The sequence below is a fragment of the Streptomyces parvus genome (genome assembly GCF_014648875.1).
GTDB classification, from domain to species: domain Bacteria; phylum Actinomycetota; class Actinomycetes; order Streptomycetales; family Streptomycetaceae; genus Streptomyces; species Streptomyces parvus.
Genome location: NZ_BMRY01000004.1, coordinates 319,032 through 344,987, shown reverse-complemented (window position 1 = coordinate 344,987; position 25,956 = coordinate 319,032). Strand labels below are relative to the sequence as shown.

21 protein-coding genes and 1 pseudogene are annotated in these 25,956 nt (G+C 72.7%); 15 read left to right on the top strand and 7 right to left on the bottom strand.

Going from position 1 to position 25,956, the window contains the following annotated elements:
* Positions 1-48 precede the first annotated feature (48 nt).
* The gene (locus IE140_RS15090) at positions 49-1,068 is read right to left on the bottom strand and encodes an alpha/beta hydrolase family protein (protein ID WP_229826799.1); all 1,020 of its coding nucleotides are present in this window, start codon (positions 1,066-1,068) and stop codon (positions 49-51) included.
* A gap of 131 nt (positions 1,069-1,199) precedes the next feature.
* Here IE140_RS15090 and IE140_RS15085 point away from each other — a divergent pair, with 131 nt between their 5' ends.
* The 3 genes from IE140_RS15085 to IE140_RS15075 are packed head-to-tail and all read left to right on the top strand — an operon-like array spanning position 1,200 to position 3,571.
* Complete coding sequence (locus tag IE140_RS15085) at positions 1,200-1,844, top strand: GNAT family N-acetyltransferase (RefSeq protein WP_189460442.1); 645 nt, start codon at positions 1,200-1,202, stop codon at positions 1,842-1,844.
* Positions 1,841-2,749 (top strand): PaaX family transcriptional regulator C-terminal domain-containing protein, encoded by a 909-nt coding sequence (locus IE140_RS15080; RefSeq protein ID WP_150196863.1) that lies wholly within the window; start codon positions 1,841-1,843, stop codon positions 2,747-2,749. Before IE140_RS15085 ends, IE140_RS15080 begins: the two co-directional genes overlap by 4 nt.
* A 48-nt stretch (positions 2,750-2,797) precedes the next feature.
* The gene (locus IE140_RS15075) at positions 2,798-3,571 is read left to right on the top strand and encodes a hypothetical protein (RefSeq protein WP_150196862.1); all 774 of its coding nucleotides are present in this window, start codon (positions 2,798-2,800) and stop codon (positions 3,569-3,571) included.
* A gap of 147 nt (positions 3,572-3,718) precedes the next feature.
* Here IE140_RS15075 and IE140_RS15070 read toward each other — a convergent pair whose 3' ends face one another.
* The 4 genes from IE140_RS15070 to IE140_RS15055 are packed head-to-tail and all read right to left on the bottom strand — an operon-like array spanning position 3,719 to position 7,434.
* On the bottom strand, positions 3,719-4,447 hold the full coding sequence (locus IE140_RS15070; protein WP_150196861.1) for a thioesterase II family protein: 729 nt from the start codon (positions 4,445-4,447) through the stop codon (positions 3,719-3,721).
* A complete protein-coding gene (locus tag IE140_RS15065; RefSeq protein WP_150196860.1) occupies positions 4,440-5,624 on the bottom strand; it encodes an acyl-CoA dehydrogenase family protein in 1,185 nt (394 codons plus the stop codon). The genes IE140_RS15070 and IE140_RS15065 overlap by 8 nt, the downstream gene beginning before the upstream one ends.
* On the bottom strand, positions 5,621-6,871 hold the full coding sequence (locus IE140_RS15060) for a non-ribosomal peptide synthetase (protein ID WP_229826822.1): 1,251 nt from the start codon (positions 6,869-6,871) through the stop codon (positions 5,621-5,623). The genes IE140_RS15065 and IE140_RS15060 overlap by 4 nt, the downstream gene beginning before the upstream one ends.
* A complete protein-coding gene (locus tag IE140_RS15055) occupies positions 6,778-7,434 on the bottom strand; it encodes a TetR/AcrR family transcriptional regulator (RefSeq protein ID WP_229826798.1) in 657 nt (218 codons plus the stop codon). Before IE140_RS15055 ends, IE140_RS15060 begins: the two co-directional genes overlap by 94 nt.
* A 413-nt stretch (positions 7,435-7,847) precedes the next feature.
* Between IE140_RS15055 and IE140_RS15050 the strand changes: the two genes are divergently transcribed.
* Genes IE140_RS15050 through IE140_RS15025 form a run of 6 tightly spaced genes read left to right on the top strand, consistent with a single transcriptional unit; the run spans position 7,848 to position 15,568 of the window.
* Positions 7,848-10,334: a sensor histidine kinase gene (locus tag IE140_RS15050; RefSeq protein ID WP_150196859.1), complete on the top strand. Its 2,487-nt coding sequence runs from the start codon at positions 7,848-7,850 to the stop codon at positions 10,332-10,334.
* A complete protein-coding gene (locus IE140_RS15045; protein ID WP_093443758.1) occupies positions 10,331-10,735 on the top strand; it encodes a roadblock/LC7 domain-containing protein in 405 nt (134 codons plus the stop codon). Before IE140_RS15050 ends, IE140_RS15045 begins: the two co-directional genes overlap by 4 nt.
* Positions 10,736-10,779: 44 nt before the next feature.
* Positions 10,780-11,994 carry an ABC transporter substrate-binding protein gene (locus IE140_RS15040; RefSeq protein WP_093443760.1) on the top strand — a complete coding sequence of 405 codons (1,215 nt, stop codon included), beginning with the start codon at positions 10,780-10,782 and terminating at the stop codon, positions 11,992-11,994.
* A gap of 1 nt (position 11,995) precedes the next feature.
* Complete coding sequence (locus tag IE140_RS15035) at positions 11,996-14,020, top strand: branched-chain amino acid ABC transporter permease (RefSeq protein WP_150198148.1); 2,025 nt, start codon at positions 11,996-11,998, stop codon at positions 14,018-14,020.
* Positions 14,017-14,829, top strand: a complete 813-nt coding sequence (locus tag IE140_RS15030; protein WP_150198146.1) for an ABC transporter ATP-binding protein — start codon at positions 14,017-14,019, stop codon at positions 14,827-14,829. Before IE140_RS15035 ends, IE140_RS15030 begins: the two co-directional genes overlap by 4 nt.
* Before the next feature lie 10 nt (positions 14,830-14,839).
* The gene (locus tag IE140_RS15025; protein ID WP_093813233.1) at positions 14,840-15,568 is read left to right on the top strand and encodes an ABC transporter ATP-binding protein; all 729 of its coding nucleotides are present in this window, start codon (positions 14,840-14,842) and stop codon (positions 15,566-15,568) included.
* A 16-nt stretch (positions 15,569-15,584) separates the two neighbouring features.
* On the opposite strand, the gene IE140_RS15020 is transcribed toward IE140_RS15025, so the two are convergent.
* Together IE140_RS15020 and IE140_RS15015 are read right to left on the bottom strand one after the other, a co-directional pair.
* The gene (locus tag IE140_RS15020) at positions 15,585-16,802 is read right to left on the bottom strand and encodes an FAD-dependent monooxygenase (RefSeq protein ID WP_150198144.1); all 1,218 of its coding nucleotides are present in this window, start codon (positions 16,800-16,802) and stop codon (positions 15,585-15,587) included.
* A gap of 126 nt (positions 16,803-16,928) precedes the next feature.
* The gene (locus IE140_RS15015; protein WP_189460440.1) at positions 16,929-17,339 is read right to left on the bottom strand and encodes a hypothetical protein; all 411 of its coding nucleotides are present in this window, start codon (positions 17,337-17,339) and stop codon (positions 16,929-16,931) included.
* A 226-nt stretch (positions 17,340-17,565) separates the two neighbouring features.
* Here IE140_RS15015 and IE140_RS15010 point away from each other — a divergent pair, with 226 nt between their 5' ends.
* The 6 genes and pseudogenes from IE140_RS15010 to IE140_RS14990 all read left to right on the top strand — a co-directional run bounded on the left by IE140_RS15010 (position 17,566) and on the right by IE140_RS14990 (position 25,795).
* Entirely contained in the window at positions 17,566-19,035 is a 1,470-nt protein-coding gene (locus IE140_RS15010) for an aldehyde dehydrogenase family protein (protein WP_032768613.1), read from the top strand.
* Positions 19,032-20,609, top strand: a complete 1,578-nt coding sequence (locus IE140_RS15005) for an APC family permease (RefSeq protein WP_189460438.1) — start codon at positions 19,032-19,034, stop codon at positions 20,607-20,609. The genes IE140_RS15010 and IE140_RS15005 overlap by 4 nt, the downstream gene beginning before the upstream one ends.
* Positions 20,610-20,623: 14 nt before the next feature.
* Entirely contained in the window at positions 20,624-22,201 is a 1,578-nt protein-coding gene (locus IE140_RS15000) for a GMC family oxidoreductase (RefSeq protein ID WP_150194397.1), read from the top strand.
* Between the two features lie 39 nt (positions 22,202-22,240).
* Complete coding sequence (locus tag IE140_RS14995) at positions 22,241-22,768, top strand: alpha-ketoglutarate-dependent dioxygenase AlkB family protein (RefSeq protein ID WP_229826797.1); 528 nt, start codon at positions 22,241-22,243, stop codon at positions 22,766-22,768.
* Between the two features lie 90 nt (positions 22,769-22,858).
* Positions 22,859-23,032 (top strand): annotated as a pseudogene (locus IE140_RS36020) (alpha-ketoglutarate-dependent dioxygenase AlkB); the annotation flags it as partial.
* A gap of 96 nt (positions 23,033-23,128) precedes the next feature.
* The gene (locus IE140_RS14990) at positions 23,129-25,795 is read left to right on the top strand and encodes a SpoIIE family protein phosphatase (protein ID WP_150194399.1); all 2,667 of its coding nucleotides are present in this window, start codon (positions 23,129-23,131) and stop codon (positions 25,793-25,795) included.
* The last annotated feature ends 161 nt before the right edge of the window (positions 25,796-25,956 follow it).

Below are 25,956 nucleotides of genomic sequence, written 5' to 3'. Positions count from 1 at the left end.
GACGATGTCGCCGCGGACCCGCCTGGGCTCCCCTCGTGGGCCGTACGGTCATCGCCGCCCTCCCCGGTGGTCGTCAAGGGCGGCCAGGAACCGCCGCTGGTCGTCCAGGTATCCGTCGGCGAACAGCGCCCTCGGCGCGCACAGCGCGGTCAGGGTGAGCCGGAGCGTGGAGTTCTCGACGTCGTGTTCGACCAGGCTGTGGGCGGCGTCCGGGTAGTGGGCGACGCGCAGCGCGGGCCCGGGCAGGAGCCTGCGGTAGGCGGCCTCGGTCTCGGCGGTGTCCACGTTCGCGTCGTGTCCGGCGAGGGCGAGCATGACGGGGACGCCGCGCAGGGCGGGCAGGTCGGCGGTGGCGTCGGCCTTGTGGTTCCGGGCGGCGAATCGCCAGCGGGCGGCCGTCATGCCCTGCGGGTCACCGACAGCGCGTACGTACTCCTCGTAGGACGCGCCGCGCCCCAGCAGTTCCAGACCGGTCTCACGGCGGCGCAGGGCCGCGGCGATGTCGGCGTCGGAGGCGCCGTCGCGGCGGAGTTCGGCGAGGAGGTGGTAGCGGCCCTGCCGAAGCCAGTTGACAGCGGGTGAGACGGCGATAGCGAAGCGGATGCCGGGGTCCTGGGCGGCGATCCTGGGCAGCACCCAGCCGGCCTGGCTGGCGCCCCACAGGCCGATCCGGCTGCCGTCGATGTCCGGGTGCTGCCGCGCCCAGGCGATGGCGTCGAGGGCCTCCGCGGCCCGGTCGCCCATGGACTGGTCGAGCCAGTTCCCCGGCGCGCCGCCCACGCCCGGCTTGTTCCAGGACAGCGCGGCGTACCCGGCGCGGGCGAAGGACTCCCAGATCGGCCGGTAGAAGGTGTCGTGCGTGGCGTCGACGGGACCGTCACCGTGAACGACGACCACGAGAGGGAAGGGGCCCTTCCCCCTCTCGGGCAGGGCCAGGACGCCCTGCAGGATCCGGCCGTCCCGTCGCACCGTCACCGCCTGTTCGCGCAGGTCGTAGGTGTGCTGCCAGATCACCAGTCCACTCAGGCCCGCCGCCGTCAGCGCGACCGCGGCCAGTGTCGCGAGCACGGACCGCACCACCCGACGCCCGCGGGTGCCGCCTCTCGTCGCCATGCGCCCCCCAAAGAATCTATCGAAATGAAAACGCTCGTTTCGAATTCGACCGTACTATGATCGTACATACGAGTCAGGAGGAAGTCATGGACTCAGCAGTCGCCGTCCGACGCGGCGTTCCCCTGCGGGCCGAACACCAGGTCGCGGCGCTGTACTGGGAGGCGTTCGGCCGCAAGCTCGGGGCCGCTCTGGGCCCGCCGGACCGCGGGCGCGCCTTCATCGCCGGCCATCTCCACCACGACCGCGCCGTCGTCGCCCTCGCTCCTGGCGGGGACCGCGTCGTGGGCGTGGCCGGCTACCGGCTCGAAGGACGCGGCATGACCGGCGGTGGCGTACGCGACGTGCTCACCGGCTACGGGCTCTTCCGAGGTCTCCCCCGGCTCGCTGTGCTGGCCCTGCTCGAACGGACCCCGGAACGGGGGGAGCTGGTCATGGACGGCATCGCCGTCGACCCCGCCCACCGCGGCACCGGGATCGGCAGCCTGCTGCTGACCGAGATCGCGGCCGTCGCCGCCGAACACGGCTGCTCGCGGATCCGCCTGGACGTCATCGACGTCAACCCCCGCGCCCGCGCCCTGTACGAGCGGCACGGCTTCACCGCCGTACACAGCGAGCAGACCCCGTATCTCAGGGGCCTCATGGGATTCGGTGCCGTGACTACCATGCATCGCGCCCTTCAGGACCGCCCGGGCGGTGGCGCACCCGGTGACAGCTTGGAGCAGCAGCGATGACGAGCACGCCCGCAGGCACCCCGGCGGCGGAGTCCGTGCCGCCCGCGATCAGCACCCGGACCCTGGTGTTCGCCCTCGTCCGCGAGGACGGCACCGTTCACGCGGACGAGCTGTATTCCGTCGCCGAGGCGATCGGTATGACCGGCCAGCAGGTCCGGCTGTGCGTCAAACGGCTGGTCGTCGAGGAGCGGTTCACCCAGGAGGGCCGTGGGCGCAAGGCCCGGCTGCACGCGACCACCGACGCGACCGGCTCCCTCGCACCGGACGTCGAGTACGTACGCCACGCCTACCGGCAGGACCAGGGGCTCGCCCCCTGGGACGGAACCTGGCGCCTGTTCGCCTTTGCCATCCCCGAGATCGCCAGGCAGGCCCGCGACACCCTGCGCGACACCCTGGTCCATCTCGGTGCGGCCCCCCTCCAAGGAGGCCTCTACGTCTGCGCCAACGACATCGCCGGCATCGTCGAGGCCCACGCCCGCCACCTCGGCGTCCTGCCCTCGCTCACCTGGCTGACCAGTCGGGACCTGCGAGTGGGTGAGGAGAGCGACCCCGTCCGGCTGGCCGCGCTGCTGTGGCCGCTGCCCGCGATCGCGGAGCGCCACGAGACGCTCGCGGCGCTCGCCGAGGACCGTCTGGCCAGGCTGTCCGGCTCCGCCGCCCCGCCCACCGCGACCGAGCGGCTGACGTACGCCATCGAACTGGCGGCGGCCTTCACCACCGCGATGGACCCCGACCCCCTGCTCCCCGCCGAGCTGCTCCCCCAACCCTGGCCCGGTACCCGCGCCCGCGCCCTGGCGGCCCAGTGCTGGGACGCTCTCGCGGCGGAGGGGGACGGAGCCGCGGACCGGCTGCGGCTGTTCAGCCTCTACGATCACGCCGTCCGGCCGCCCGGCCGGAGCCGGTGACCGGTGATCGGCGATCGGCGATCGGCGATCGGGACTAACCTCCCTCCCATGCAATTCACCCTCGATGGCGAATCCTTCGAGCTGACGCCCGCGCTCGTTCGCGGGCGCCTCGCCGGTCACCTGCCCGAGGAAATCCGCATGTACTGGGTCGAAATAGACGGTGCGCGCTGGCCGGTCAAGCAGGTCATCTCCCTTGCGACAGGCGCCAAGCGCGGCCGGTTCCAGTCGCAGCAATCACGACGGTGGCTGCAGGGCCTCGGGTTCCCGATCGGTTCCGGGCCCTCGGGTGCCGTGAACGGCCCGTCCCCGCGGCTGAACCGCACGTCTGGCCGTGTGTCCTTCGACGAATCCCGGCTCAGGGAAGTGGAGACGCTCGACGTCCGCGTCGCGTTCTCGTGGCTACGTGCCGGCCCGGTCACCCTGGACGAAGCCGGCCTGCCGAGGTTTCCCGCACTGCCCAGAGCGCCAGGGCTCTACCGCTACGACTTCGGCAGGGGCGACGACGGCATCCGCGTGCTCTACATCGGGGAGTCGGTGGAGCTGTCCAGGCGAGCTCGCAACTACCGCAACGCCACAACGGACCGCTCGAGTCAGCGCACCAGCCGCCGCATTCACAAGGAGATCACCGGCCACGTGGCATCCGGTGGTTCGATCGAATGCGCCATCGCGACGTCCGTCCGCTGGGGTGACGGTGTCGGGCTGGACCTGCGGCTCAAGTCGGCCCGCCGCCTCGCGGAGAACGCCGCGGTGCTCCTCGCGCAGTCGCAGTCCGGGATCCGCGTGCTCAACATCGACACGGAGCTGGGAGGGGGGAGCGGGTGAAGGGGGTTCCGGACCTTCGATTCCCGCTCCCCACCAACAGTGAGAACGCGTGGAGCGATCTGCTCGACGCTGATCACCTGACGTCGTGTCCACGGGGAAAGCACCCGGGCGCGCCCCGGTGCCCCCGTCGCTCCCCTGTCCGGCAACTCACCGGGGCCTGCTCCCCGCCCGTACCCGCACCCGGTCGCCGACCGCGGTCGCCACCGCCTCCCAGGCGTCGTCGATGAAGAAGTGGTCTCCCGGGAAGGCCGCCAGCTCGAACCGGCCCGTGGTGTGCCGTTGCCAGGCGGCGACCTCGCCCAGGGTCGCGTCCTCGTCCCGCTCGCCGCCCAGGGCCGTGATCGGGCAGGTCAGCGTCGGTCCCTCCCGGAACGCGTGGGTCTCCGACGCGGTGAAGTCGGCCCGCAGCATGGGAAGGAGGAGTTTGCGGAACTCGGGGTCGGTCAACGCGCGCAGCGTGCGCGACCGTTCGCTGAGCCTCGTGAGGAACTCCGTGTCCGGCAGGTGGTGAAGTGTCTCCTCCCGCAGGGGGAGGTGGGGCGCCCGGTGGCCCGAGACCAGCAGACGGGCCGGGCGGATGCCGTGCTCGGACACCAGGATCCGGGCGCACTCGAAGGCGAGCAGGGCGCCCAGGCTGTGGCCGAACAGGGCGATCGGGCGGTCCTTCGGAGTCGTCAGGTCGGTCAGTCTGGTGCGGATGTCGGCCAGCAGGTCGTCCCAGCGGTGGCGGGGCGGCTCGCCGATCCGCTCGCCGTGGCCGGGCAGTTGCATGGGGCAGACCTCGATGTCCGGGGCCAGGTGACGGCGCCACCGGACGTAGGTCTGGGCGTTGCCTCCCGCGTACGGGAAACACAGCAGGCGCAGGGGCTCAGTCACCGGGGCCCCCTCCGATCAGGATCGAGGCGATCGTGCGGAGCAGGACGTTGGACGTACCCTCGTAGATCTTCCCGGCCTTGGCGTCCCGGTAGAGCCGTTCCACGGGGTAGGCGTCGGTGTACCCGTTCCCGCCGAGGGTCTCCACCGCCACCGAGGCCGCCCGTTCGGCCACCTCGGACGCGACGTACTTCGCCATGGCGGCGAGCCGCATCAGCTCGACCGGGTCCGTGCCCCTGCCGTAGTGGTCCACCGCCTGGTACAGCAGGGCCCGGGCCGCCGCGAGCCGGCTCGCCACATCGGCCAGCGGGAACGCGACCCCCTGGTGGTCGGCTATCCGGCCGCCGAACTGCTCCCGAACCCGGCTGTAGCCGATCGCCGCGTCCAGGGCTCCCTGGGCGAGGCCGGTCATCTGCGCGGCGATGCCGAGCCGCCCGAGGCCGAGCCCGGACAGCGCCACCGTCTGGCCGCCGCCGGGCGGGCCGACGCGCTGGGCGGTACGGACCGGGGTCCCGTCGAAGATCACGTCCGAGGTGGCCGCCGCCCGCACCCCCATCTGCTGCACCCGGTCGTCCAGGGACACCCTGGGTGCGTCGGCGGGGACCACGAACGCCGTGGGCCCGCCCGCGTCGGCCAGGGCGAAGACGAGCAGCAGATCGGCGTTGCGCGCGTTGCTGGTCCACCGCTTGCGGCCGGAGAGGAAATAGCCCGCGCCCTCCTGCCGGGCGACGGTGGTCAGCGCGAACGCGTCGCTGCCCGCCTGTTCCTCGGAGAGGGCGAACGCGCCGATCTTCCCGGTGGCCAGTTGCGGAAGGTACTGCCGACGCTGATCGCCCGACGCGTGCCGCAGCAGCGTTCCCGCGACGAGGACGTTGTGCACGTGCACCCCGACGGCGACGCCGGGATCCACCCGCGCCACCTCCTCGATGGTGAGGATCAACTGGCAGAGGGTGCCGCCCGTGCCGCCGTAGCCGCGCGGGATCTCCACCGACATCAGCCCCTCGGCGAAGAGGCGCTCCCGCAGGCCGGGGTCCAGGGCCGCCGTCCTGTCCATCGTGGCGGAGAGCGGGGCGATCTCCTTCTCGGCGAAGTGCCGGATCCGCTCCCGCCAGCGCTGGTTCTCCGGGCTGTCGGGGTGATCCGTGGCGTCCGTCGCGGTCTGTCCGGGGTGCGCGTTCACCGTGCCCCCTCCCCCGCGACCGGGCGGGCGGCTTCCACCGCACGCGCCAGCTCCGCCACCGTACGCGTGGCCGGCAGATCGCTCACCGCCAGATCGAGGGCGTACGCGCCGCGCAGCCGCGCCGCCAGCCGCATCGCGCCGAGCGAGTCGAGGCCCAGCGCGCCCAGCGTGTCGTCCGCGCCCACGTCCGGGACCTGGAGGACCTCGGCCAGTAGCCCGGCGAGCAGGCGCTCGGCCTCGGTCATCGGCGCGGTGTCCCGGTCGGTCCCTCCGGTGTCCGGTACGGGGAGGGCGGCGACGTCCACCTTGCCGCCCGGGGTGGTCGGGATCCGGTCGATCCAGTACACCGCGGCCGGCACCTTATGCTCGGGCAGCCGGGTGCGCAGGTGTTCCCGTAGCGGTTCGGCGGGGACCGGCCCCGCGGTGTGCGCCGCGTCCGGGGCCTCCGGTACGGCATAACCAAGGAGGCGCTGCGCCGCCCCGGAGCCGTGGACGGTCACCGTCGCCGACCGCACCCCCGGCGTCTCGCGCAGCGCGGCCTCGATCTCGCCCGGTTCGACGCGGAAGCCGCGCACCTTGACCTGGGTGTCGGCGCGGCCGAGGAAGTGCACCTCCCCGTCCGGGGTGGCCGTGGCCAGGTCGCCGGTGCGGTACAGGGGGAAGGCCGCCGAGGAAGGACCCGCCAGCGGGTCGGCGCCGAACCGTTCCGCGGTGAGTCCGTCCCGGTCGTGGTATCCGGAGGCGACCGCGTGCCCGGCCACGCACAACTGGCCGGTGGCGCCCACCGGGACCGGGCGGTCGTCCTCGCCGAGCAGGTACACCCGCTGGTTGGGCAGCGCGCGGCCGATCGGGACCGGCCGGCCGGCCCGTACGTCCTCCTCGCGCACCCGGTGGTACGTGGAGACCACGGTGGCCTCGGTGACTCCGTAGAGGTTGTACAGCTCGATGCCGGGGGCGGGGGCCCGGCCGGTGGTCTCCCGGCCGGCTCCGTCCCGGTCGCCGAAGCGGGCGAACCAGGGGCGCAGGATCGCCGGGTCCAGCCGGTCACCGCCCAGGAACACCCTGCGCAGTGACGTGTCGTCGGCCAGTTCGGGTACCAGGTGCTCGAAGAGCGCGGGGGTCTCGCTGAGCACCGTCACCCGCTCCTCGGCGATCAGCCGGGCCAGGGCGCGCGGGTCGCGTCCGGTCTCCCGGTCCACCACGACCATCGACGCGCCGTTGCCCAGGGCGCCCCAGATCTCCCACACCGAGTAGTCGAAGGCGAAGGAGTGCGCGAAGGTCCACACGTCCTCGGCCGTGAAGCCGCGCTGTAGATCAGAAGAGCCGCCATGGCGGGGTTCGGGGCGTCCGCCGGAGGATCGGGGCGCTCGGCGATGAGCCGCCGGAACGCCTCGACATGCGCGTTCTCGGGGCTGACCTGGATCTCCGTCGTAGCGTTGATCGGCGTGTGGCCGTAGAGCACGTCGTGCAGTTGGGCGTGTTCCACATAGATGCGGACCGCGTCGCTGAGCCAGGCGTCCACGCGTCCGATCCAGTCGTCGGCGGGCAGGTTCTGCGCCGCCGCGTGCTGCCGCTCGACCAGCCGGTCGACGAAACGGGCCTGTACTGCGGACATGATGTCGCGCTTGGAGCTGAAGTGCAGATAGAAGGTGCCGATCGCGACACCCGCACGCTCCGTGATCTCGTCGATCCGAGCAGCATCGATTCCCCGCTCGGCGAACACTCCCTCGGCCGCGTCCAGGAGGTCGGCGCGCCGCTCCTCGGCGGGTTTGGTTCGCGGGCGGCCAGGGGTGATTCGGCGCACACTCATTTCACGGAGTCTACGTGCCGGGCGTGGGCGCCCCGGCGATGGGGTGGCCCTCCGCGGCCGTCGGCCGCACCACGGATCGGCAGCAGGTGTGCACGTCATCGCAGGCACCGAACCGTCATCGATCCGGCCACCGAGGCTCAAAACGCTTTGGTTTCTGCTCACTTGTGAGCGAAGCAGGCCCATCCCTGTGTGATCGATGTGCATTTTTTTCGATGATTCAGCCGCCCGAAGGCGCGTCCTACGGCATAGGATCATGCCGCGCGTGCCCCTGGGGCCCCTTTCACCCCACCAGCACCACTCCCCCGGCGGCACGCCGTCACCGACACCACCACCCATCGGCACCCCCACAACCCGTTAACAGGTATCCGCGTGTCACCGATACTCAAGCCCGGTTCCGGCGATGGAGCCGCGCAGTGAAAATCAATCGTCGCCTCGTACTCCTCGTCACCGCACCGCTGACCGTGGCCGTCGCCTTCTCGGTGCTGGCCCTCGCCCCCGCGACCAACCAGGCGCTCCAGGCGGGACGACTGACCTCGATGGTCGAAGTCGCCGACGAAGCAAGCGAGTTGACCTACCGGCTCCAGCGTGAGCGGGCAGCGGCCACCGCACTGGTCTCCGAGCAGGGAGACGCGGAAGCGTTCCGGTTACGCACCGAGGAGACCGACCGGAGCATCGCCGGATTCCGCGGCAGGGCCGAGGGACTCTCCGCCGTACCGGGCAGCGCCAGGGGCGCCCTGGACCGTATCGAACGGTTCATGGAGGAGATGCCCGGGCTGCGCGCCCAGGTCCGCTCGAAGAGCAGCACCGTCTCCGCCCTCGCCTTCGGCTATCGGATCGTGATCGCCGACCTCAACAGCTACCGCGACGGCATCGCGCAGGCCGACGGCGTGGACGCCGACATCGCGGACCGGATCCGCGCCTCGGCCGCTCTGTCCGAGGCCGCCGAGCACACCGCCCAGCAGCAGGTCACCGTCGCGAGGGCGCAGGCCGCGGGCGGGTTCACCACCGCCTCGCAGCGGACCTTCGACGCCGGCCGTATGGGCTACACCGAATCGATCGGCGTCATGTTCGACCTCGGCCCGGGCGCCTGGCGGACCTGGCTGGAACGGACCCTCTCCGGGGCGAGGGCCCTGGAGGCCCGGCGCCTGGAGGACGAGATCGGGCGCACGGGCGCCGGCAAGGACCTCACGGTCACCCCGGAGCAGTGGCAGAAGGCGTCCAACGACCGTCAGGAGCTGCTGCGTTCGGTCGAGAAGCGGGTCGACGCGGCCGTCCTCGCCCAGGTCTCCGACGTCCGAACCACCCTCGTCTGGACGGCCGGTGCGGAGGTCGCCCTGGTGGTGCTGACCCTGGTCGGCGTCGTCGTGGTCGCGATCCGTCTGGGGCGCGTCATGATCCGGCGGCTGCGCGATCTGCGCAACGCGGCGCATCAGGTCGCCCACTCCGGGCTGCCCACCGTGATGGCCGAGCTGTCCCAGCCCGGCGCGCTGCGCGGTGCGACGCCGGAGGAGGTGGCCCGGCGCACCGGCGATCCGGTGCGGACCACGGGCGAGGACGAGATCGGCGAGGTGGGTGAGGCGTTCAACGCCGTCCACCACGAAGCCGTCCGGCTTGCCGCACAACAGGCGCACACACACGAGCAGTTGGCCGAGACGCTGGTCGGTGTCGCACGCCGGGGCGCCCGGCTGACCGCGGTCATGGTGTCCGAGCTGGACACGGTGCAGCGGGACGAGGCCGACCCCGCACGGATGAAGGCCTTCTTCGCTCTCGACCACCTCGCGGTGCGCATGGAGCGCAACACCAACAACCTGCTGGTGCTGGGCGGTTACGGGAACGCTCGGGTGCGCTCGGCGGATGTGGGGTGCTCCACCGTCATCGTGGCCGCCGCGCAGCAGATCGAGCGCTTCGACCGGGTCTCGCTCGGCGCGATCGAGTCCGGGATCGGCATCACCGCCCGCGCCGTCCACGACGTGGCGCACATCCTGGCGGAACTGCTCGACAACGCGACGCGGTACTCGCCCCCGGACAAGCAGGTCGGGGTCGCCGTCTGGCGGCTGTGGGACCGGGCGGTCGTGCAGATCGTCGACGAGGGCGTGGGCATGACGGCGGAGCGCCGCGCGGTCCACAACGCCGCGCTGCTCGAACCGCAGGCGGGCATCGGCGACGTACGGTCCATGGGTCTGCATGTGGTGGCCCGGCTCGCCGCGCGCCACGGCATCGTTGTCGAACTCCGCGACTCCTCGGGCCCCGGCACCATCGCCGAGGTCACGCTGCCCGCGAAGGTGCTGGCCCTGGACTTCAAGGAGGACCGGGGGCCGTCGCAGGACGACCTCGGCAACGGGGTCGGCTACGAGACGCCCCGGCCGATCACACCCCCGGGACCGCAGGGCCGCAGGCAACCGGCCCGAGCGGGGGCACGGTCCGACCACCTCGGCACCCCGGTCGGCGCGGGCCTCGGCGCGAGCGCCGGTACGGGCCCGGGTGCGGGCTTCGGCGCCGCCGGGCCCGACGCACCGGCGGACGGCAGTGACCGGGGAGCCCTGCCCGGCCACGAGAGGCCCCGCGAGGACGGGCCTGGCGGCGGCGCACGGGACCGGGAACACGGCACGACGCCCGCGCCGCGCCCCGCACGCGACGAGCCGGCGTCCCGTGTCGCGGGTGTCAGTTCCTCGGGGCTGCCGCTGCGGCAGCGCCGGGCGCCCCAGCAGTGGCCCACCGCGGGCCGGCGGGAGGGCGCCGAACAGCGCCCGGGCGCGGGTGTCCCGCGGCCGTCGCCCCGCCGCCGGGACTCCCGGCAGGTCTCCGACGTACTGGCGGCCTATGCCCAGGGGATCAACAGGAGCACGAACCACCGGGGGCGTTCCGCCCCGGACGACCACACCGAACGGACCGAGAAATGACCACCTCCTCCGACCTGAGCTGGATCCTGAGCGATTTCGCCGGGCGCCTCCCGGAAGTCACCCAGGCGATAGCCGTGTCCGTGGACGGACTCGCGCTGGCGTACACCGGCGTGGAACGCGACGACGCGGAGCGGCTGGCCGCCATCGCGTCCGGCGTCGTCAACCTGCTTTCCGCAGCGGCGCAGTTGACCAACACCGACCCGGTGGAGCACAGCCTCACCGCGATGGAGGGCGGCTACATGTTCTCGATGGCGGTCTCCAGCGGCGCCTCGCTGCTCGTCACCACCACCCGGGACGCCGACATCGGCGAGGTCAGCTACATGATGTCCGAACTGATCAACCAGGTCGGTGACTCGCTCTCCCCCGAGACCCGCGACGCGAGCCTGCCGCCCACGCGCTGACCCCCTTCCCCCTCCCCCTTCCCCCTCCCCCGATGAGAGCCCTCATGTTCCCCTTCGCCCCATCCGCCCCCCGCCGCCGCAGAGTCCGGCTCCGCCCGGCCGGTGCCGCCGCCCTCGCCCTCGGTCTCGCTGCCGTCACCGGTTGCAGCGGCGGTGGCAGCGGCTCCTCCGACGACACCGTGAAGATCGGCCTGGTCGCCTCCCTGTCGGGCACCTACGAACCGGTCGGCACGGAGCTGCGGGACGGCTTCAAGCTGTATCTGGACACCCACGGCAACAAGCTGGGCGGCCGAAAGGTCGAGCTGATCGTGGCGGACGAGGGCGACGGCCCGCCGACCGCTGTGCCCGCGGCCACCAAGCTGGTCAAGAAGGACAAGGTCGACGTGTTGACGGGCCTCGTCGGCGGTGGCTCGGTCAACGCGGTGCTGCCGCTGACCCAGCAGGCCAAGATCCCGTTCCTGGGGTCGAACGCCCGGCCGCCGGTCAAGGACATCGAGTACGTCTGGACCACGAGCTTCCTGTCCGACGAACCGGGCAAGGCCATCGCCCCGTACATCAAGGAGAAGGTCGACGGCCCCGTCTACGCGATCGGCCCCGACTACCAGGGCGGCCACGACGAACTGCGGGGCTTCACCGAGGAGTTCAAGCGGGTGAAGGGCAAGCTCGCCAACCCCGACGGCAAGACCACCTGGACGCCGTTCCCGAAGACGACGAACTTCATGCCGTACTTCGCGGAGATAGCCAAGACGGACGCCAAGGCGGTGTACTGCTTCTACGCGGGCAAGGCCGCGATCGACTTCGCCAAGCAGTACGCCCAGTCGGACATCGCCGATCTGCCGCTGTACACGGCCTTCGTCACCGAGGGCAGCGTGCTCCAGGCACAGGGCCCCGCCGCGAAGGACATCTACTCCGTCCTGAACTACGCGGCCGACCTGGACAACGAGGCCAACCGGACGTTCGCCGCCGACTGGACGGCCGAGCACGACACGCAGCCCACCACCTACGCCATGGCGTCGTACGACGCGGCGGCCGTGCTGGACAAGGCGATCGCCGACGCGGCGAAGGACGGCGACGTGACCCCGCAGACCATCAACAAGGCCATCGCGGGGCTCGGCCAGATCGACAGCCCGCGCGGCGCCTGGGAGTTCGGAGACAAGGCCCACTCGCCGGTGCAGACCTGGTACCTGCGCCAAGTGCGGCCCGACGGATCCAAGTTGGCCAACGTCATGGTCCAGGACCTGGCGACGCTCGGCAGCTGAGATGGAACTCCTGGATGCCCATCTCATACCGGCGGTGGACGGCGTGGCCTTCGGGCTGCTGCTGTTCGTCGTCGCCGCCGGTCTGAGTCTCGCCTTCGGCACGGCGGGTGTGCTGAATCTGTCGCACGGCACGCTGTACGCGATCGGCGCGTACACGGGGGCCGAGCTGAGCGACGGGACCTGGGGCGGTCTCGCCCTCGGACTGGCCGCCGGAACGGCGGCGGCGTGCGTCGCCGGGGCGGGGCTGTCGGCGGCGACGGCTCCGCTCGCCCGGCGGGGGCATCTCGCGCAGGCGCTGCTGACGTTCGGCCTCGCCCTGATCGGCGGCGATCTGCTCATCCAGTTCTTCGGCGCGGACGAACTCCCCGTACGCGTACCCGAGGCGCTCGACTCCTCGGTGACGCTGCTGGGCCACCGCTACCCGGCGTACCGGCTCTGCTTCATCGTGATGGCCGTGCTGCTCGCGGCGTTCGGGACGTGGGTGCTGACGCGGACCCGGATGGGTGCGGCGGTACGGGCCGCCGCCGACGATCCGCAGATGCTCGCGGCCACCGGGCACAGCCCCCGGGCCGTGCACACCGGTGTCCTCGCGGCGGCGGGTGCGCTGGCCGGGGCGGCGGGCGTGCTGGGGGCGCCGATCATCGGCCCCGGTCCCGGTACGTCGGAGAACGTGCTGATGCTCTCCCTCGTGGTGGTCGTGCTCGGCGGGCTGCGCTCGCTGTGGGCGACCTTCTTCGCGGCGGTCGCCGTGGGCGAGGTGCAGACGCTGGGCGTCTCGGTGGCTCCCGAGCTGGCGCCGTACCTGCTGTTCGCCGCGATGGCGGCGGTGCTGGTGCTGCGCTCCCGCTTCGCGGAGCCGGCGGGGGCGGGGCACGGTTCCGAGGCGCCCGGCCCGGACCCGGTCGCGCGGCTCCGGGGCCTGCTGGCGGGCCGACCGGCGGGCCGGGCGGCCGAGGGGCCCCTCTCCGGCAGGAAGCGCTCCCCGGTGTGGCCGGCCCGGCTGCCCGGCAGGGCCGCGTGGTGGCAGGCGGCCCCGCTGCTCGTCCTCCTCGTCGTGCTGATCGCCCTGCCCGCCCTGCTCGACGCGTACAGCATCTCGCTGGCCGGTTCCGCCCTGGCCCTGGGGCTGCTCGCAGTCAGCGTCACCATCCTCACCGGGTACGCCGGACTCCCGACGCTCGGGCAGACCGCGCCGTTCGCCGTGGGGGCGTACGCCACCGCGAACCTCGCGGACGCCGGGTGGACCGTGGGCCCCGTCCAGCTCGTCCTCTCGGCGCTCGCCGCCGCCGTCTTCGCGGCGGTGGTGGGGCCCGCGGTGATCCGGGCCCGTGGCACGACCGTACTGATGATCACGCTCGCGATCGGCGAGCTGACCGGAGCGGTCGTCAACCAGCTCAAGTCCGTCACCGGCGGCGCGGACGGCCTCGTCGGCTTCCCGGCCACCCGGGCGCTGTGGGGCGGGGAGGGGATGCTGGAGGAGAGCGAGCTGTACAACTACGCGCTCGTCGTGGCCGTCGTCTCCGTCGCCCTCACCCTGCTCGTCCTGCGTTCCCCGGCGGGGAAGCTGCTGACCGGCACCCGGGGCGCCGAGGCGCGGATGCGCGCCTCCGGGCACCCGGTGGGGAGGTATCTGCTGGTGGCCCACATCTGCGCGGGCGCGCTGGCCGGGGTGGGCGGTTCGCTGATGGTGACCGTGCAGCAGTACCTCTCCCCCGCCGACGTCGGGTTCGAGATCGCCGCGTTCGCCCTGCTGGCGGTGGTCATCGGGGGTACGACGTCGGTGATCGGCGCGCTGCTGGGCGCCGGGCTCATCGTCGCCACCCGGGACTGGGTCGCCGGTTCCTGGCCGGGCCACGGGCCGCTGCTGCTGGGCGTGTTGTTCGTCGCGACGGTGTACGTGCTGCCGCGCGGGCTCGCGGGTCTGCGCGGCGGATCCGGCGGCGGGCCGTCCTCCGACGCGCCCAGGCCGCCGGACCAGCCGCCGCCCGCTCCCACCCCGTCCCCCGCCGGGAAGGTCTCGCCATGACACCCGAACCCACCACCGCGGCACCGGCGTCCGCCCCGCCGCCCGTGCTGGACCTCACCCGGCTCACCCGCAGATACGGCACGCTCACCGCCGTCGACGACGTCAGCCTCCGGCTCCCGGCGGGCGCCCGGCACGCCGTCATCGGCCCCAACGGCGCGGGCAAGACCACCCTGCTCAACCTCATCGCGGGCACGGACCGGCCCGACCACGGCACGATCGTCCTCGACGGCGCCGACATCACCCGCACAGCCACCGCCAGGCGCAGCCGTCTCGGCATCGCCCGAAGCTTCCAACAGCCGTCCGTGATAGCCGAGTTGTCGGTGCTGGACAATGTCGTCCTGGCGGGCTGGCCGCACCATCCGAAGCGCCGCGGGGCGTGGCGCAGCCCGTCCCGCTACCGGCAGCACACCGAGTCCGCGGGCCGCCATCTGGAGACCGTGGGACTGGCGGACCTCGCCCGTCGCCCGGCCTCCACGCTCTCGCACGGGCAGCGCCGCATGCTCGACCTCGCGGCGGCGCTGGCGGGCGCGCCCCGGCTGCTGCTCCTGGACGAGCCCGCGGCCGGACTGACCGACGGCGACATCGGCCGGCTGCTCGGCATCCTCGGCGGTCTGCCGGCGAGCGTGGCGGTCGTCCTGGTGGAGCACCATGTCGAGGTGGTCGCCCAGATCGCCTCGACGGTCACGGTGCTGGCCGCCGGGAAGGTGCTCGTCACCGGCGAGACCCAGGAGGTGCTGGCGCACCCCGAGGTCCGCGACGCGTACCACGGCACCGGCTCGCCGGCAGCAGTCACCGAAGCGAAAGGATGACCGGCCCCCGATGCTCGAACTCACCGGCCTGACCGCGGGCTACCACGGCGGCACCGTCCTGCACGGCCTCGACCTGTCGGTGCCCGCCGGTACGGTCCATGCCGTGGTCGGCCACAACGGCGCGGGCAAGACGACGCTCGTCCACACCGTCGCCGGGCTGATGCGGCCGAGCGCCGGAACCGTACGCCTGGACGGCCGTGACGTGACCGGGCAGCCGGCGCACCGGATCGCCCGGGCGGGGATCGGTCTCGTACCGCAGGGCCGCCGGGTGTTCGCCGGGCTCACGGTCGACGAGCACCTGCGGCTGTCCCACCGTCCGCCGCGCCGGGGCGACACGACCCGCCCCAGTGTGTGGACCCCCGCGCGGGTCCTGGAGCTGCTGCCCCGGCTGGGCGAACGCCGGGGCAACCGGGGTACGGATCTGTCCGGCGGCGAACAGCAGATGCTGGCGCTGGCCCGCGCCCTGCTCGGCTCGCCGCGGGTGCTGCTGCTCGACGAACCGACGGAGGGCCTCGCGCCCGTACTGGTGCGGCAGATCGACGCGTTGGTGACCACTCTGGCGGCCGAGGGCATCGCCGTCCTGCTGGTCTCCCCCAGCCCGGCCCGGGCCGTCGCGTGCGCCCGTACGCTCACGGTCCTCACCTCGGGGCGGATGACGCTGCGCCTGTCCGGGGAGGACGCCCGCGCCGACGCGACGGCGCTGCACGCGGCGCTGGAACTGACGGCGACGGGCGCCTGAGGGGGAGCCACCCGCCCTACCCGGCCTTCATGCTGTGCCCGCCGAAGCCGCTGCGCCGGTCGGAGCCGCTGTTCTGCGCCTGCCACCACGCGTCGAAACCGGCCTGGTCCATGGCGGTCCAGTCGGGCGTGTTCTCGACCTGCGCGTCGCCCATCCGGCGGGCGAGCGCGACCATGGCCGCCCCGACGCTTCCGCGCCGTGCGTCGTAGCCCTCCAGGACCTCCTTCCAGCTGTCCCCGGCCACCCACGCGGCCTCCAGCGCCGTGGCGTCCTGGAGCGCCTTCACGCTGCCGCCGCCGATGTGCGGCCGGGCCACGCTGGCGGCGTCGCCGACGAGCACCAGCCGGCCCGAGGTGTAGTGCGGCACCTCCAGGTCGTAGATGGGCTGGATGAAGGTGGTCTCGGCGGGGGTGCGGAGCACGCGGGCCGCCCAGTACGGCGGGAAGGTGTCGGCGACCAGGGCGCGCAGGTGCGCGGTGAGTTCGGAGTTGAGGCGGCCCGGCGGCAGGGAGGTCGGGGTCCGCAGGTCCGGGTGGAGGCCGTCGGTCTGCGGGGGCGCGGTGTAGAGCACCCAGTTGAGCCGGTGTCCGCCGACGCCGTCCGGGATGCGGTAGATCATGCAATGGCCGCCGGGGAAAACGATGTTGTGCGCGTCGTTGCCGTCCGACGGGAGGCCGGCGACGTCCGGCGACGTGCCGCGCCAGCCGATGTATCCGGCGTACGTGGCGTCCGCGCCGGGGAACATGGCCTCGCGGACGACGGAGCGGTATCCGTCGGCGCCGATCACGAGGTCGAAGTGCTCCTCGTACCCGTCCGCGAGCCGCAGCGTCGCGCCGTCGGCGTCCGGTTCGACAGCGGTGACGACGGACCCGGACCGGTAGGACACCCCGTCGGGCACCCGGCGCCGCAGTTCGCTCCACAACGAGCCCCAGCTGTAGGCCCGGAAGGGGAACGGCTGCTCGCCGACGACCCGGCCGTGGTCGGCCTCCCCGTCGCGCACGCTCCACACCCGCCGGGTCAGCGGCGCCCAGGGCATCTCCGGGGCCACGTACCCGGCTTCCCGCAGCTCGTCGTACCGGTCGCTGTGGAGGGCGATCCCCACGCCTCGGTCACGGAGCCGGTCGTCGGCGCGCTCCAGCACGGTGACCCGCTCGGCCCCTCCGCGCGACGCGGCGAGAGCCGCCGCACACCCCGCTATGCTGCCGCCGACCACGGCGACACTGCCTCCACGCATGACTGGCACTCCACTCACTCGGTGTTCCGGGCGTTCCGGGCGTCGGCAGCGACACCGTTGTCGTGGCGGCGGCGCGACCGGGCGTAAATCACCCTGCATCAACGGCTGTTGACCCCGAACCTGCGGTCAGGACCCCGGCTTGATCCTATCGGGGCGCGCGCCCGCCGACCCGAGCCCTCGGGGGCACCAGCCACCGAGCAGCACGCTCCTCAGCCCGCCCAGGACCCACCTGGTCACCGCGATCGCAGCGAGGACCAGCGGCGGCGCCAGCCACCGGGGGCCCATCGCGCGACGCACTGCAGGAGGGGCAGCAGTGATGACCAGGGCGATGACGCTGACCACGATGGCGAGGAAGCAGAACAGGGTGATGGCGCCGTACGCGTCCTCGTCCCAGGTTCCCGACGGGCGGATGGTCCACGCCGAGTAGCAGAGACCGGCCGCGAGCAGGTAGAGGATCCCGAGGGGCACGGCCATGACCCGTCGGAGGCACCCGCCCTCGTCCTCGGCCGCGTGAGCGTCTTCCCTCCGGTCGGCCATCAGCACATCGTCCCTCTCGTGTCGCGGGCATCGCGGGCGTTCCCCGGGCAACGATCTCAGCCGTGCCGACGTGCCCGTCCCCGCCTGCCCCGATCGGCCCCGCCCGCCATGCGCACCCGCCCCGCCACCCCTACCGTCTGTCCTGACGTCGTCGCGCAGGGAGCCGGTCGGCGCCGTGGCCCGCGCCCGGCGGGGCGCCCGTCCCGGCCTCGTACAGGAGGAGCCCATGCCGGAGCTGTTCATCGATGGCCAGTGGACCGCTGCCGCCGAGGGGCGGAAGCGGGAGATCCGCTGTCCGGCCGACGGCACGCTGGTCGCCACCGTCGACGAGGGCGGGCCGCAGGACGCCGAGGCCGCCGTCGCCGCCGCCCGGGCCGCCTTCGACCGCGGGACCTGGCCGGGGACGCCGGCCGCCGAGCGGGGGCGGCTGCTGCTGCGGGTGGCGGAGCTGCTGGAGCGGGACAAGGACACCTTCGCGCGGGCCGAGTCGCTGGACACGGGCAAGCGGCTCGTCGAGAGCGCCTACGACATGGACGACATCGCCAACTGCTTCCGGTACTTCGGAAACCTCGTCGCGGCCGGGGACGCGGGGCGGGTCGTCGACACCGGGCTCGCGGACGTCGACAGCCGGATCGTGTACGAGCCCGTCGGGGTGTGCGCGCTCATCACCCCGTGGAACTATCCGCTGCTCCAGACCGCCTGGAAGGTCGCCCCGGCGCTCGCGGCGGGCAACACGTTCGTCCTCAAGCCCAGCGAGCTGACCCCGCACACCGCCGTCCTGCTCATGGGGCTCCTCGTCGAGGCCGAGCTACCGGAGGGGGTCGCCAATCTGGTGCTGGGGGCGGGCGCGGCCGTGGGTGCGCCCCTCACCGAGGATCCTCGGGTCGACCTGGTGTCGTTCACCGGGGGGCTCGCGACCGGGCGGCGCATCATGGCGGCCGCCGCGCCCACCGTGAAGAAGGTCGCGCTGGAGCTGGGCGGCAAGAATCCCAACATCGTTTTCGCCGACGCAGACTTCGACACCGCCGTCGACTACGCGCTGATGGCGGTGTTCCTGCACTCGGGGCAGGTCTGCTCCGCCGGGGCGCGGCTCCTCGTGCAGGACGAGCTGCACGACCGGTTCGTGGACGAGCTGGTGGCGCGGGCGGGCCGGATCAGGCTCGGCGGGCCGTTCGACGAGGACGCCCGCAGCGGTCCGCTGATCTCCGCCGCGCACCGCGACAAGGTCGAGGCGTACGTCGCGGAGGGCGTCGCCGAGGGCGCGGTGCTGCGCTGCGGCGGGGCGCGGCCCGACGATCCGGCGCTGGCGGACGGTTTCTACTACCCGCCCACGGTGCTGGACGAGTGCGCCACCTCGATGTCCGTGGTGCAGGACGAGTCGTTCGGTCCGGTGCTCACCGTCGAGCGGTTCCGGGACGAGGACGACGCGGTCCGGCTGGCCAACGACACCGTGTACGGGCTGGCGGGCGCCGTCTGGACGCAGGACGGCGGGCGGGCCCACCGGGTGGCGTCGCGGCTGCGGGCCGGCACCGTGTGGATCAACGACTTCCACCCCTACGTACCGCAGGCGGAGTGGGGCGGCATGAAGCAGTCCGGTTTCGGCCGTGAGCTGGGGCCCGCCGGCCTCGCCGAGTACCAGGAGGCCAAGCACATCTGGCGCAATGCCTCCGCGACCCCGCAGCGGTGGTTCGAATGAGGCGCGCCGAGGTGCCCGAGGGGCAGGCGGCGGCCGGCGGTCACGACGACGACGCGCTCGGCGAGCTGGGCTACAAGCCCGAACTGAAGCGCACGCTCGGCAACTTCCACACCTTCGCCGCCGGGATCAGCTACATCTCGATCCTGACCGGCACCTTCCAGCTCTTCTATTTCGGCGTCACCTTCGGCGGTCCCGCCTACTGGTGGTCGTGGCCGATGGTCTTCTGCGGGCAGCTGATGGTGGCCCTGTGCTTCTGCGAGCTGGCCGCCCGCTATCCGGTGGCCGGTTCGGTCTACAACTGGGCCAAGAAGATGGGCGGTCCGCACGTCGGCTGGCTCGGCGGCTGGATGATGATGACGGCCACCATGGTCACCCTGTCGGCCGTGGCGCTGGCCTACCAGATCACGCTGCCGCAGATCGACGACTGGTTCCAGTTCGTGGGTGACGGGAGCGGCAAGAACGACCAGGCGGCCAACGCCGTCCTGCTGGGCAGTGTGCTGATCCTGTTCTCCACGCTGGTCAACGCGTTCGGCGTCAAGCTGATGGCCCGGATCAACTCCGCTGGTGTCTTCATCGAGCTGATCGCCGCCGTCGCCCTGATCGTCTTCCTGGCCGCGCACATCACCCGGGGCCCCAGCACCGCGCTGACGGAGACGTACGGGCTGGGCAGCGGCCAGTCGCTCGGCTACTTCGGCGCGTTCCTCACCGCGTCGCTGGCCTCCGCCTATGTGATGTACGGCTTCGACACCGCGTCCTCGCTCGGCGAGGAGTCGCACAACCCGGGCCGCAACGCGCCCCGCGCCATCCTGCGGGCGCTCATCGCGTCGTTCCTGATCGGCGCGTTCATCCTGCTCTTCGCGCTGCTCTCGGTGCCGGACCTCCAGGCCGAGGAGCTGTCGACGGGCGGACTGCAGTACGTGGTGCTGGCGACGCTCGGCGACACGATCGGGGAGATCTTCCTCTGGGCGGTGGTCGTCGCGATCACGGTCTGCGTGCTGGCCGTGCAGGCGGCCGGGATCCGGCTGATGTTCGCCATGGCGCGGGACAACAACCTGCCCGCCGGATCGAAGCTGGCCAAGGTCAGTCCCCGGTTCAAGACGCCCGTGGTGCCCGCCGTGCTGATCGGGGTGGTGGGCGTCGTCATCCTGGTCGTGAACATCAACCAGCCGCAGATCTTCTCGGTGATCACCAGCATCGCGATCATCATGATCTACGTGGCGTATCTGCTGGTCACCGTGCCGATGCTGGTGCGCAGGCTGCGCGGCGACTGGCGGCCGCGCGAGGGCGCGTTCTCGCTGGGCCGCTGGGGGCTGCCCGTCAATGTGCTCGCCGTGCTCTGGGGCACGGCCATGTCGCTCAACCTGGCCTGGCCGCGCGCCGAGGTGTACAACGCGACCGGCCCGCAGCACTGGTATCTGCGCTGGGGCGCGTTCCTGTTCATCGGCGTCGTCGCGCTCGGCGGCTTCGCCTACTACTGGTTCGTCCAGCGGCACCGGACCGGCGTACTCGCCGAGCACCGCTTCGAGGCCCAGGACGACCCCACCACCCCCACCGCCCCTCCCCCGGCCGGCTGAATCCTGGAGACCCGATGCCCGAAGAGAGCTCCGCACCCGCGTTCGATTACGTCGTCGTCGGCGGCGGTACCGCCGGTGCCGTCGTCGCCGCCCGGCTCACCGAGGACCCCGACGTCACGGTCTGCGTACTGGAGGCGGGCCCCTCGGACGTCGGGGACGACAGCGTCCTGCGGCTGGAGAGGTGGATGGCGCTGCTGGAGTCCGGTTACGACTGGGACTACCCGGTGGAGCCGCAGGAGCGGGGCAACAGCTTCATGCGGCACGCCCGCGCCAAGGTGCTCGGCGGCTGCTCCTCGCACAACTCCTGCATCGCCTTCTGGGCCCCGGCCGAGGACCTGGACGAGTGGGCGGCGCTCGGCTGCACCGGGTGGAGCGCCGCCGACTGCTACCCGCTCTACCAGCGGCTGGAGACCAACGACGCCCCCGGCGACCACCACGGCCGCTCCGGTCCCGTCACCATCCGGACCGTACCGCCCCGCGACCCGTGCGGTACGGCCCTGCTGGAGGCGTGCGCGACGGCGGGCATCCCCACCGTCCCGTTCAACACGGGCTCGACCGTGATCCGGGGCGCGCACTGGTTCCAGATCAACGCACGCGAGGACGGCACCCGCTCCTCGGCCTCGGTGTCGTATCTGCACCCGGTGCTGGGAAAGCGGCCCAACCTGGAGGTACGGACCGGGCTCCAGGCGAAACGGCTGCTGTTCGACGGCGAGCGGTGCACGGGGGTGGAGTACCTGGAGCCCGACACCGTGCACAGCGGGACGGTGCGCGCGCGGCGCGAGGTGATCGTCTCCTGCGGGGCGATCGACTCCCCGAAGCTGCTGATGCTGTCCGGTATCGGGCCGGCCGGGCATCTGCGGGACACCGGCGTGGACGTACGGGTGGACTCCCCCGGCGTCGGCTCGCACCTCCAGGACCACCCGGAGGGCGTGATCATGTGGGAGGCGAAGCAGCCCATGGTCACCACCTCCACCCAGTGGTGGGAGATCGGGATCTTCGCGGACACCGAGCCGGGGCTCGACCGGCCGGACCTGATGTTCCACTACGGCTCGGTGCCGTTCGACATGAACACCTACCGGCGCGGCTACCCCACCTCCGACAACGCGTTCTGCCTGACCCCGAACGTCACCCGCGCCCGGTCCCGGGGCACGGTGCGGCTGCGGACCCGGGACTTCCGGGACAAGCCGCGGGTCGATCCGCGCTACTTCACCGACGAGCACGACGTACGGGTGATGACGTACGGGCTGCGGCTGGCGCGGGAGATCGTGGCGCAGCCGGAGATGGCCGCGTGGGCGGGGGCCGAGCTGGCCCCGGGGCCCGGCGCGACCACGGACGCGGAGCTGTTCGACTACATCCGCGAGACGCACAACACCGTCTACCACCCGGCCGGAACCGTACGGATGGGCCCGGCGGAGGACCCGGACTCGCCGCTCGACCCCCAGCTGCGGGTGAAGGGCGTCACCGGGCTGCGAGTGGCGGACGCGTCGGTCATGCCGTTCCTGCCGACGGTCAATCCGTGCATCACCACGATGATGATCGGCGAGAAGTGCGCCGATCTGATCAAGGAGGGCCCCATCCCGGTCGCTCGCTAGTTATTCGCACACACGCTCGAATAACGTTACGCTCTCCTCATGGCCGTACACCTGCAGAGCTCGCTTTTCGACCAGGAGGCCGAGGTCTCCACCCGCCCCCTGAGCGGACTGCGGCGCACCGATCTCGGCGACGGGGCCTGGATCGACGTACTGCCGCAGTGGCTCCGGGGCGCGGACACGCTGTTCGAGACGCTGGTGCGCGACGTCGCCTGGCGGGCCGAGCAGCGCGTGATGTACGAGCGCGTGGTCGCGGTCCCCCGGCTGCTGGCCTTCTTCGGCCGCCACGACACCCTGCCCCATCCGGCCCTGGCGGCCGCCCGCACCGAGCTCGGCGAGCATTACGCCGCCGAGCTGGGCGAACCGTTCACCACGGCGGGGCTGTGCTTCTACCGCGACGGGCGGGACGGGGTCGCCTGGCACGGGGACACCATAGGGCGGGGAAGCAGCGTGGACACGATGGTCGCGATCCTCTCGCTGGGGGCGCCCCGGCATCTGGGGCCTGTCGTTTGGATCAGGCCGGATCAGGGAGCGGGGTCCGGTGCGTGCAGCTGCAAGGCGGAGGATTGAGGCAACGCGGAGCGTTGGTGATTGACGACAACGCCGCAGATGCGCGTGCCGGACCCCGCGAGCCCGGCCTGATCCAAACGACAGGCCCCCGCGCTGCGGCCGCGCCGCCCGGGCCCCGCGCCCGTCCGCAGGCCGCTCGGCCATGGCGACCTGATCGTCATGGGCGGCAGTTGTCAGCGCACCTGGGAGCACGCGGTCCCCAAGACCGCGCGGGCCGTCGGGCCGCGCGTCAGCGTGCAGTTCCGGCCCGACGGGGTGCGCTGACCCCGGCTTCCCGGGGCCGCACCCCGGGGCACCGCGGTTGTGCGGGTCCCGGGCAGGGCCGATTCTGAGAGTAATGAACCTGGCCGGGGCCGCGCCGTGAGCGCGGCGAACACGGCGGAGAGCGCCGATTTCCGTGGGCCTCTGGACATCACCAGGGCGGCCACGGCGGTTCTGGACGCCGAGAGCACCGTCATCGGCTGGAGTCCGGCGGCGGCCGAGCTCCTCGGATACGGGCCCGCCGAGGCCCTGGGGCGGCCGCTGAGCGCGTTCCTCTCCGTGCACCCGGTGGGGGGCGCTCCCCCCGTCGAGATCGAAGCGGTCGCAGGGACCGACGCGTCCGGGGCGCCCGGAACGACCGGGGTTCCCGGAACGACCGCCACCGGCATCGGACCGCCGTCCCTCGTCGGCAACGAGATCCACGTGGCCCACGCCCGGGACGGCCGTGAGCTGCTGGTGGCGACGGCGATGTGCCCGCTGCCGGGCGGGGCGGCGGACCGCGGCCCCGGCACCCCGGACCGGATCCTGGTGGCGGCCGAGGTGGGCGAACTGCGGCACTGGGAGTCCCGGCTCGCCCTGCTCCAGGGGCTGGCCACCCAGTCGCCCGTCGGGCTGGCGATCTACGACACCGATCTGCGGCTGACCTGGTGCAACACCGCCTACGAACGAGAGATCGGGCAGCCGCTGGCCGCGTTCCGGGGCATGCGGGCCGACGAACTGTACGGCGACGGCTCGTTCGTGACTCCGGGCTACCCGCAGACGCTCGACGACGTCATGCACCAGGTGCTCGACACGGGGGAGCCGGTCCTCGACCTGAACTTCAGGGCGCAGCAGCCGAGCGACCCCGGACGGGACCACCTGTGGTCCTGCGCCTACTACCGGCTGGAGGACGCCCACGGGCACGTCTTCGGTGTGTGCGAGGACGCGTTCGACATCACCGACCGCTACCGGGTCCAGGAGCGGCTGACCCTGCTCGTGGAGGCCGGCCGCAGGATCGGCACCGCCCTGGACGTGGCCACCACCGCCGAGGAGATCGCCGAGGTGGCGGTGCCGGACTTCGCCGCGACCGTACGGGTCGATGTCACGCGGGCCGCGGTGACCGGGGAGACGGCGGCGGTGGGCAGCCCGGCGGACATGTCGCTGCTCCGGGTCGCGGACCGCTCGGAGCCGGGGACCGCCACCCCGGATCCGGCCCTCCCCGACCCCGATCCCGGCCCGGGCGTCCGGGGCACCGGACCGCTGGATTCCGAAGGCTCGGAGTCCGGACCGCCGGACGCCGAAGGCGCGGAGTTCGGACCGCCCGACGAGTCGGGGGCCGCGTCCCCCGGCGACGACGACCGGCACCCGTATCCGCCGGTCGCCTATCCGCCCGGATCCCCCCAGCACCGCAGCCTCTCCTCCGGCGGGCTCGTGCTCGACGAGGGCACCCTGGTCGTCCCCCTGCGGGCCGGGGGCGGCATCCTCGGGCTCGTCACCTTCGACCGGGGCGTGGGGCCCGACGCCTCGGGCCGGCCGCCCGCCCCCGACCGGGCGACCACGTTCGACAACGGCGAGGTCGCCCTCGCCGACGAACTGGCGGCCCGGGCCGCGGTCTGCATCGACAACGCACGGCGCTACACCCGTGAGCGCACCGCTTCCCTCGCCCTCCAGCGGCAGTTGCTGCCGCACCACCTGCCGCCGCAGTCCGCGGTCCGGACCGCCTACCGCTATCTGCCCGCCGACGACGTGACCGGTGTCGGCGGGGACTGGTTCGACGTGATCCCGCTCTCCGGGACCCGGGTCGGCCTGGTGGTGGGGGACGTGGTCGGGCACGGTCTCCAGGCCGCCGCCACCATGGGACGGCTCCGCACGTCCGTCCGGGCCTTCGCCCAACTGGACATGCCCCCCGACGAGTTGCTGACCCGGCTGGACGACCTGGTGGGGCAGCCCGCGGAGGAGCCGCCGGACGCGTACGGCGGGGCCGTCGAGACGTACGACGTGACCACCGGGGCGACCTGCCTGTACGCGGTCTACGACCCCGTCTCCCGACGGTGCGTCATGGCCCGGGCCGGGCATCTGCCGCCGGCGATCGTCGACCCCGACGGCGGGGTGTCCTTCCCGGACCTGCCCGCCGGACCGCCGCTGGGCCTCGGCGGCCTGCCGTTCGAGTCGATGGAGTTCGAGCTGCCGGTGGGCAGCCTGCTGGCCCTGTTCACCGACGGTCTGGTCGAGGCCCGGGACCACGACATCGGCCACGGCCTCGACACCCTGGGCCGGGTGCTCGGCGACCGTTCCGCGGCGCTGGAGGAGCTGTGCGACCGGGCGGTGTCCGAGCTGGTGCCCGGCGGCACGAGCGCCGACGACACGGCCCTGCTCCTGGTCCGCACCCGTGAGCTCGACGCGGAGCTGGTCGCCGACTGGGAGCTGAGCGCGGAGCCGGTGTCGGTGGGCCGCGCCCGTGAACTGGCCACCGGGCAACTGGAGGCCTGGGGCCTGGACGAGCTGGTGTTCGCGACCCAGCTTGTCGTCAGCGAACTGGTCACCAACGCGGTCCGGTACGCGGGCGGGCCGCTGGGGCTCCGCCTCATCCGGGACCGCACCCTGGTGTGCGAGGTCGCGGACACCGGGCACACCTCCCCCCACCTGCGGCACAGCGCGGAGGACGACGAGGGCGGGCGCGGCCTGTTCATCGTGGCGCAGCTCGTGCAGCGGTGGGGCACCCGGTACACCCCGACGGGCAAGACCATCTGGACCGAGCAGACGCTGCCGCCGGCCGACGAGGGCTGACGCCCCACTCCGTACGGGCCGGGCCCCTTCTCCGTACGGGCCGGGCCCCTTCTCCGTACGGGCCGGGCCCCCTCTCCGTACGGGCCGGGCCCCCTCTCCCTACGGGCCGAGCCACTTTGTTGACAACCCAACAGACTTCGACTTAGGTGTGCCTTACCTAA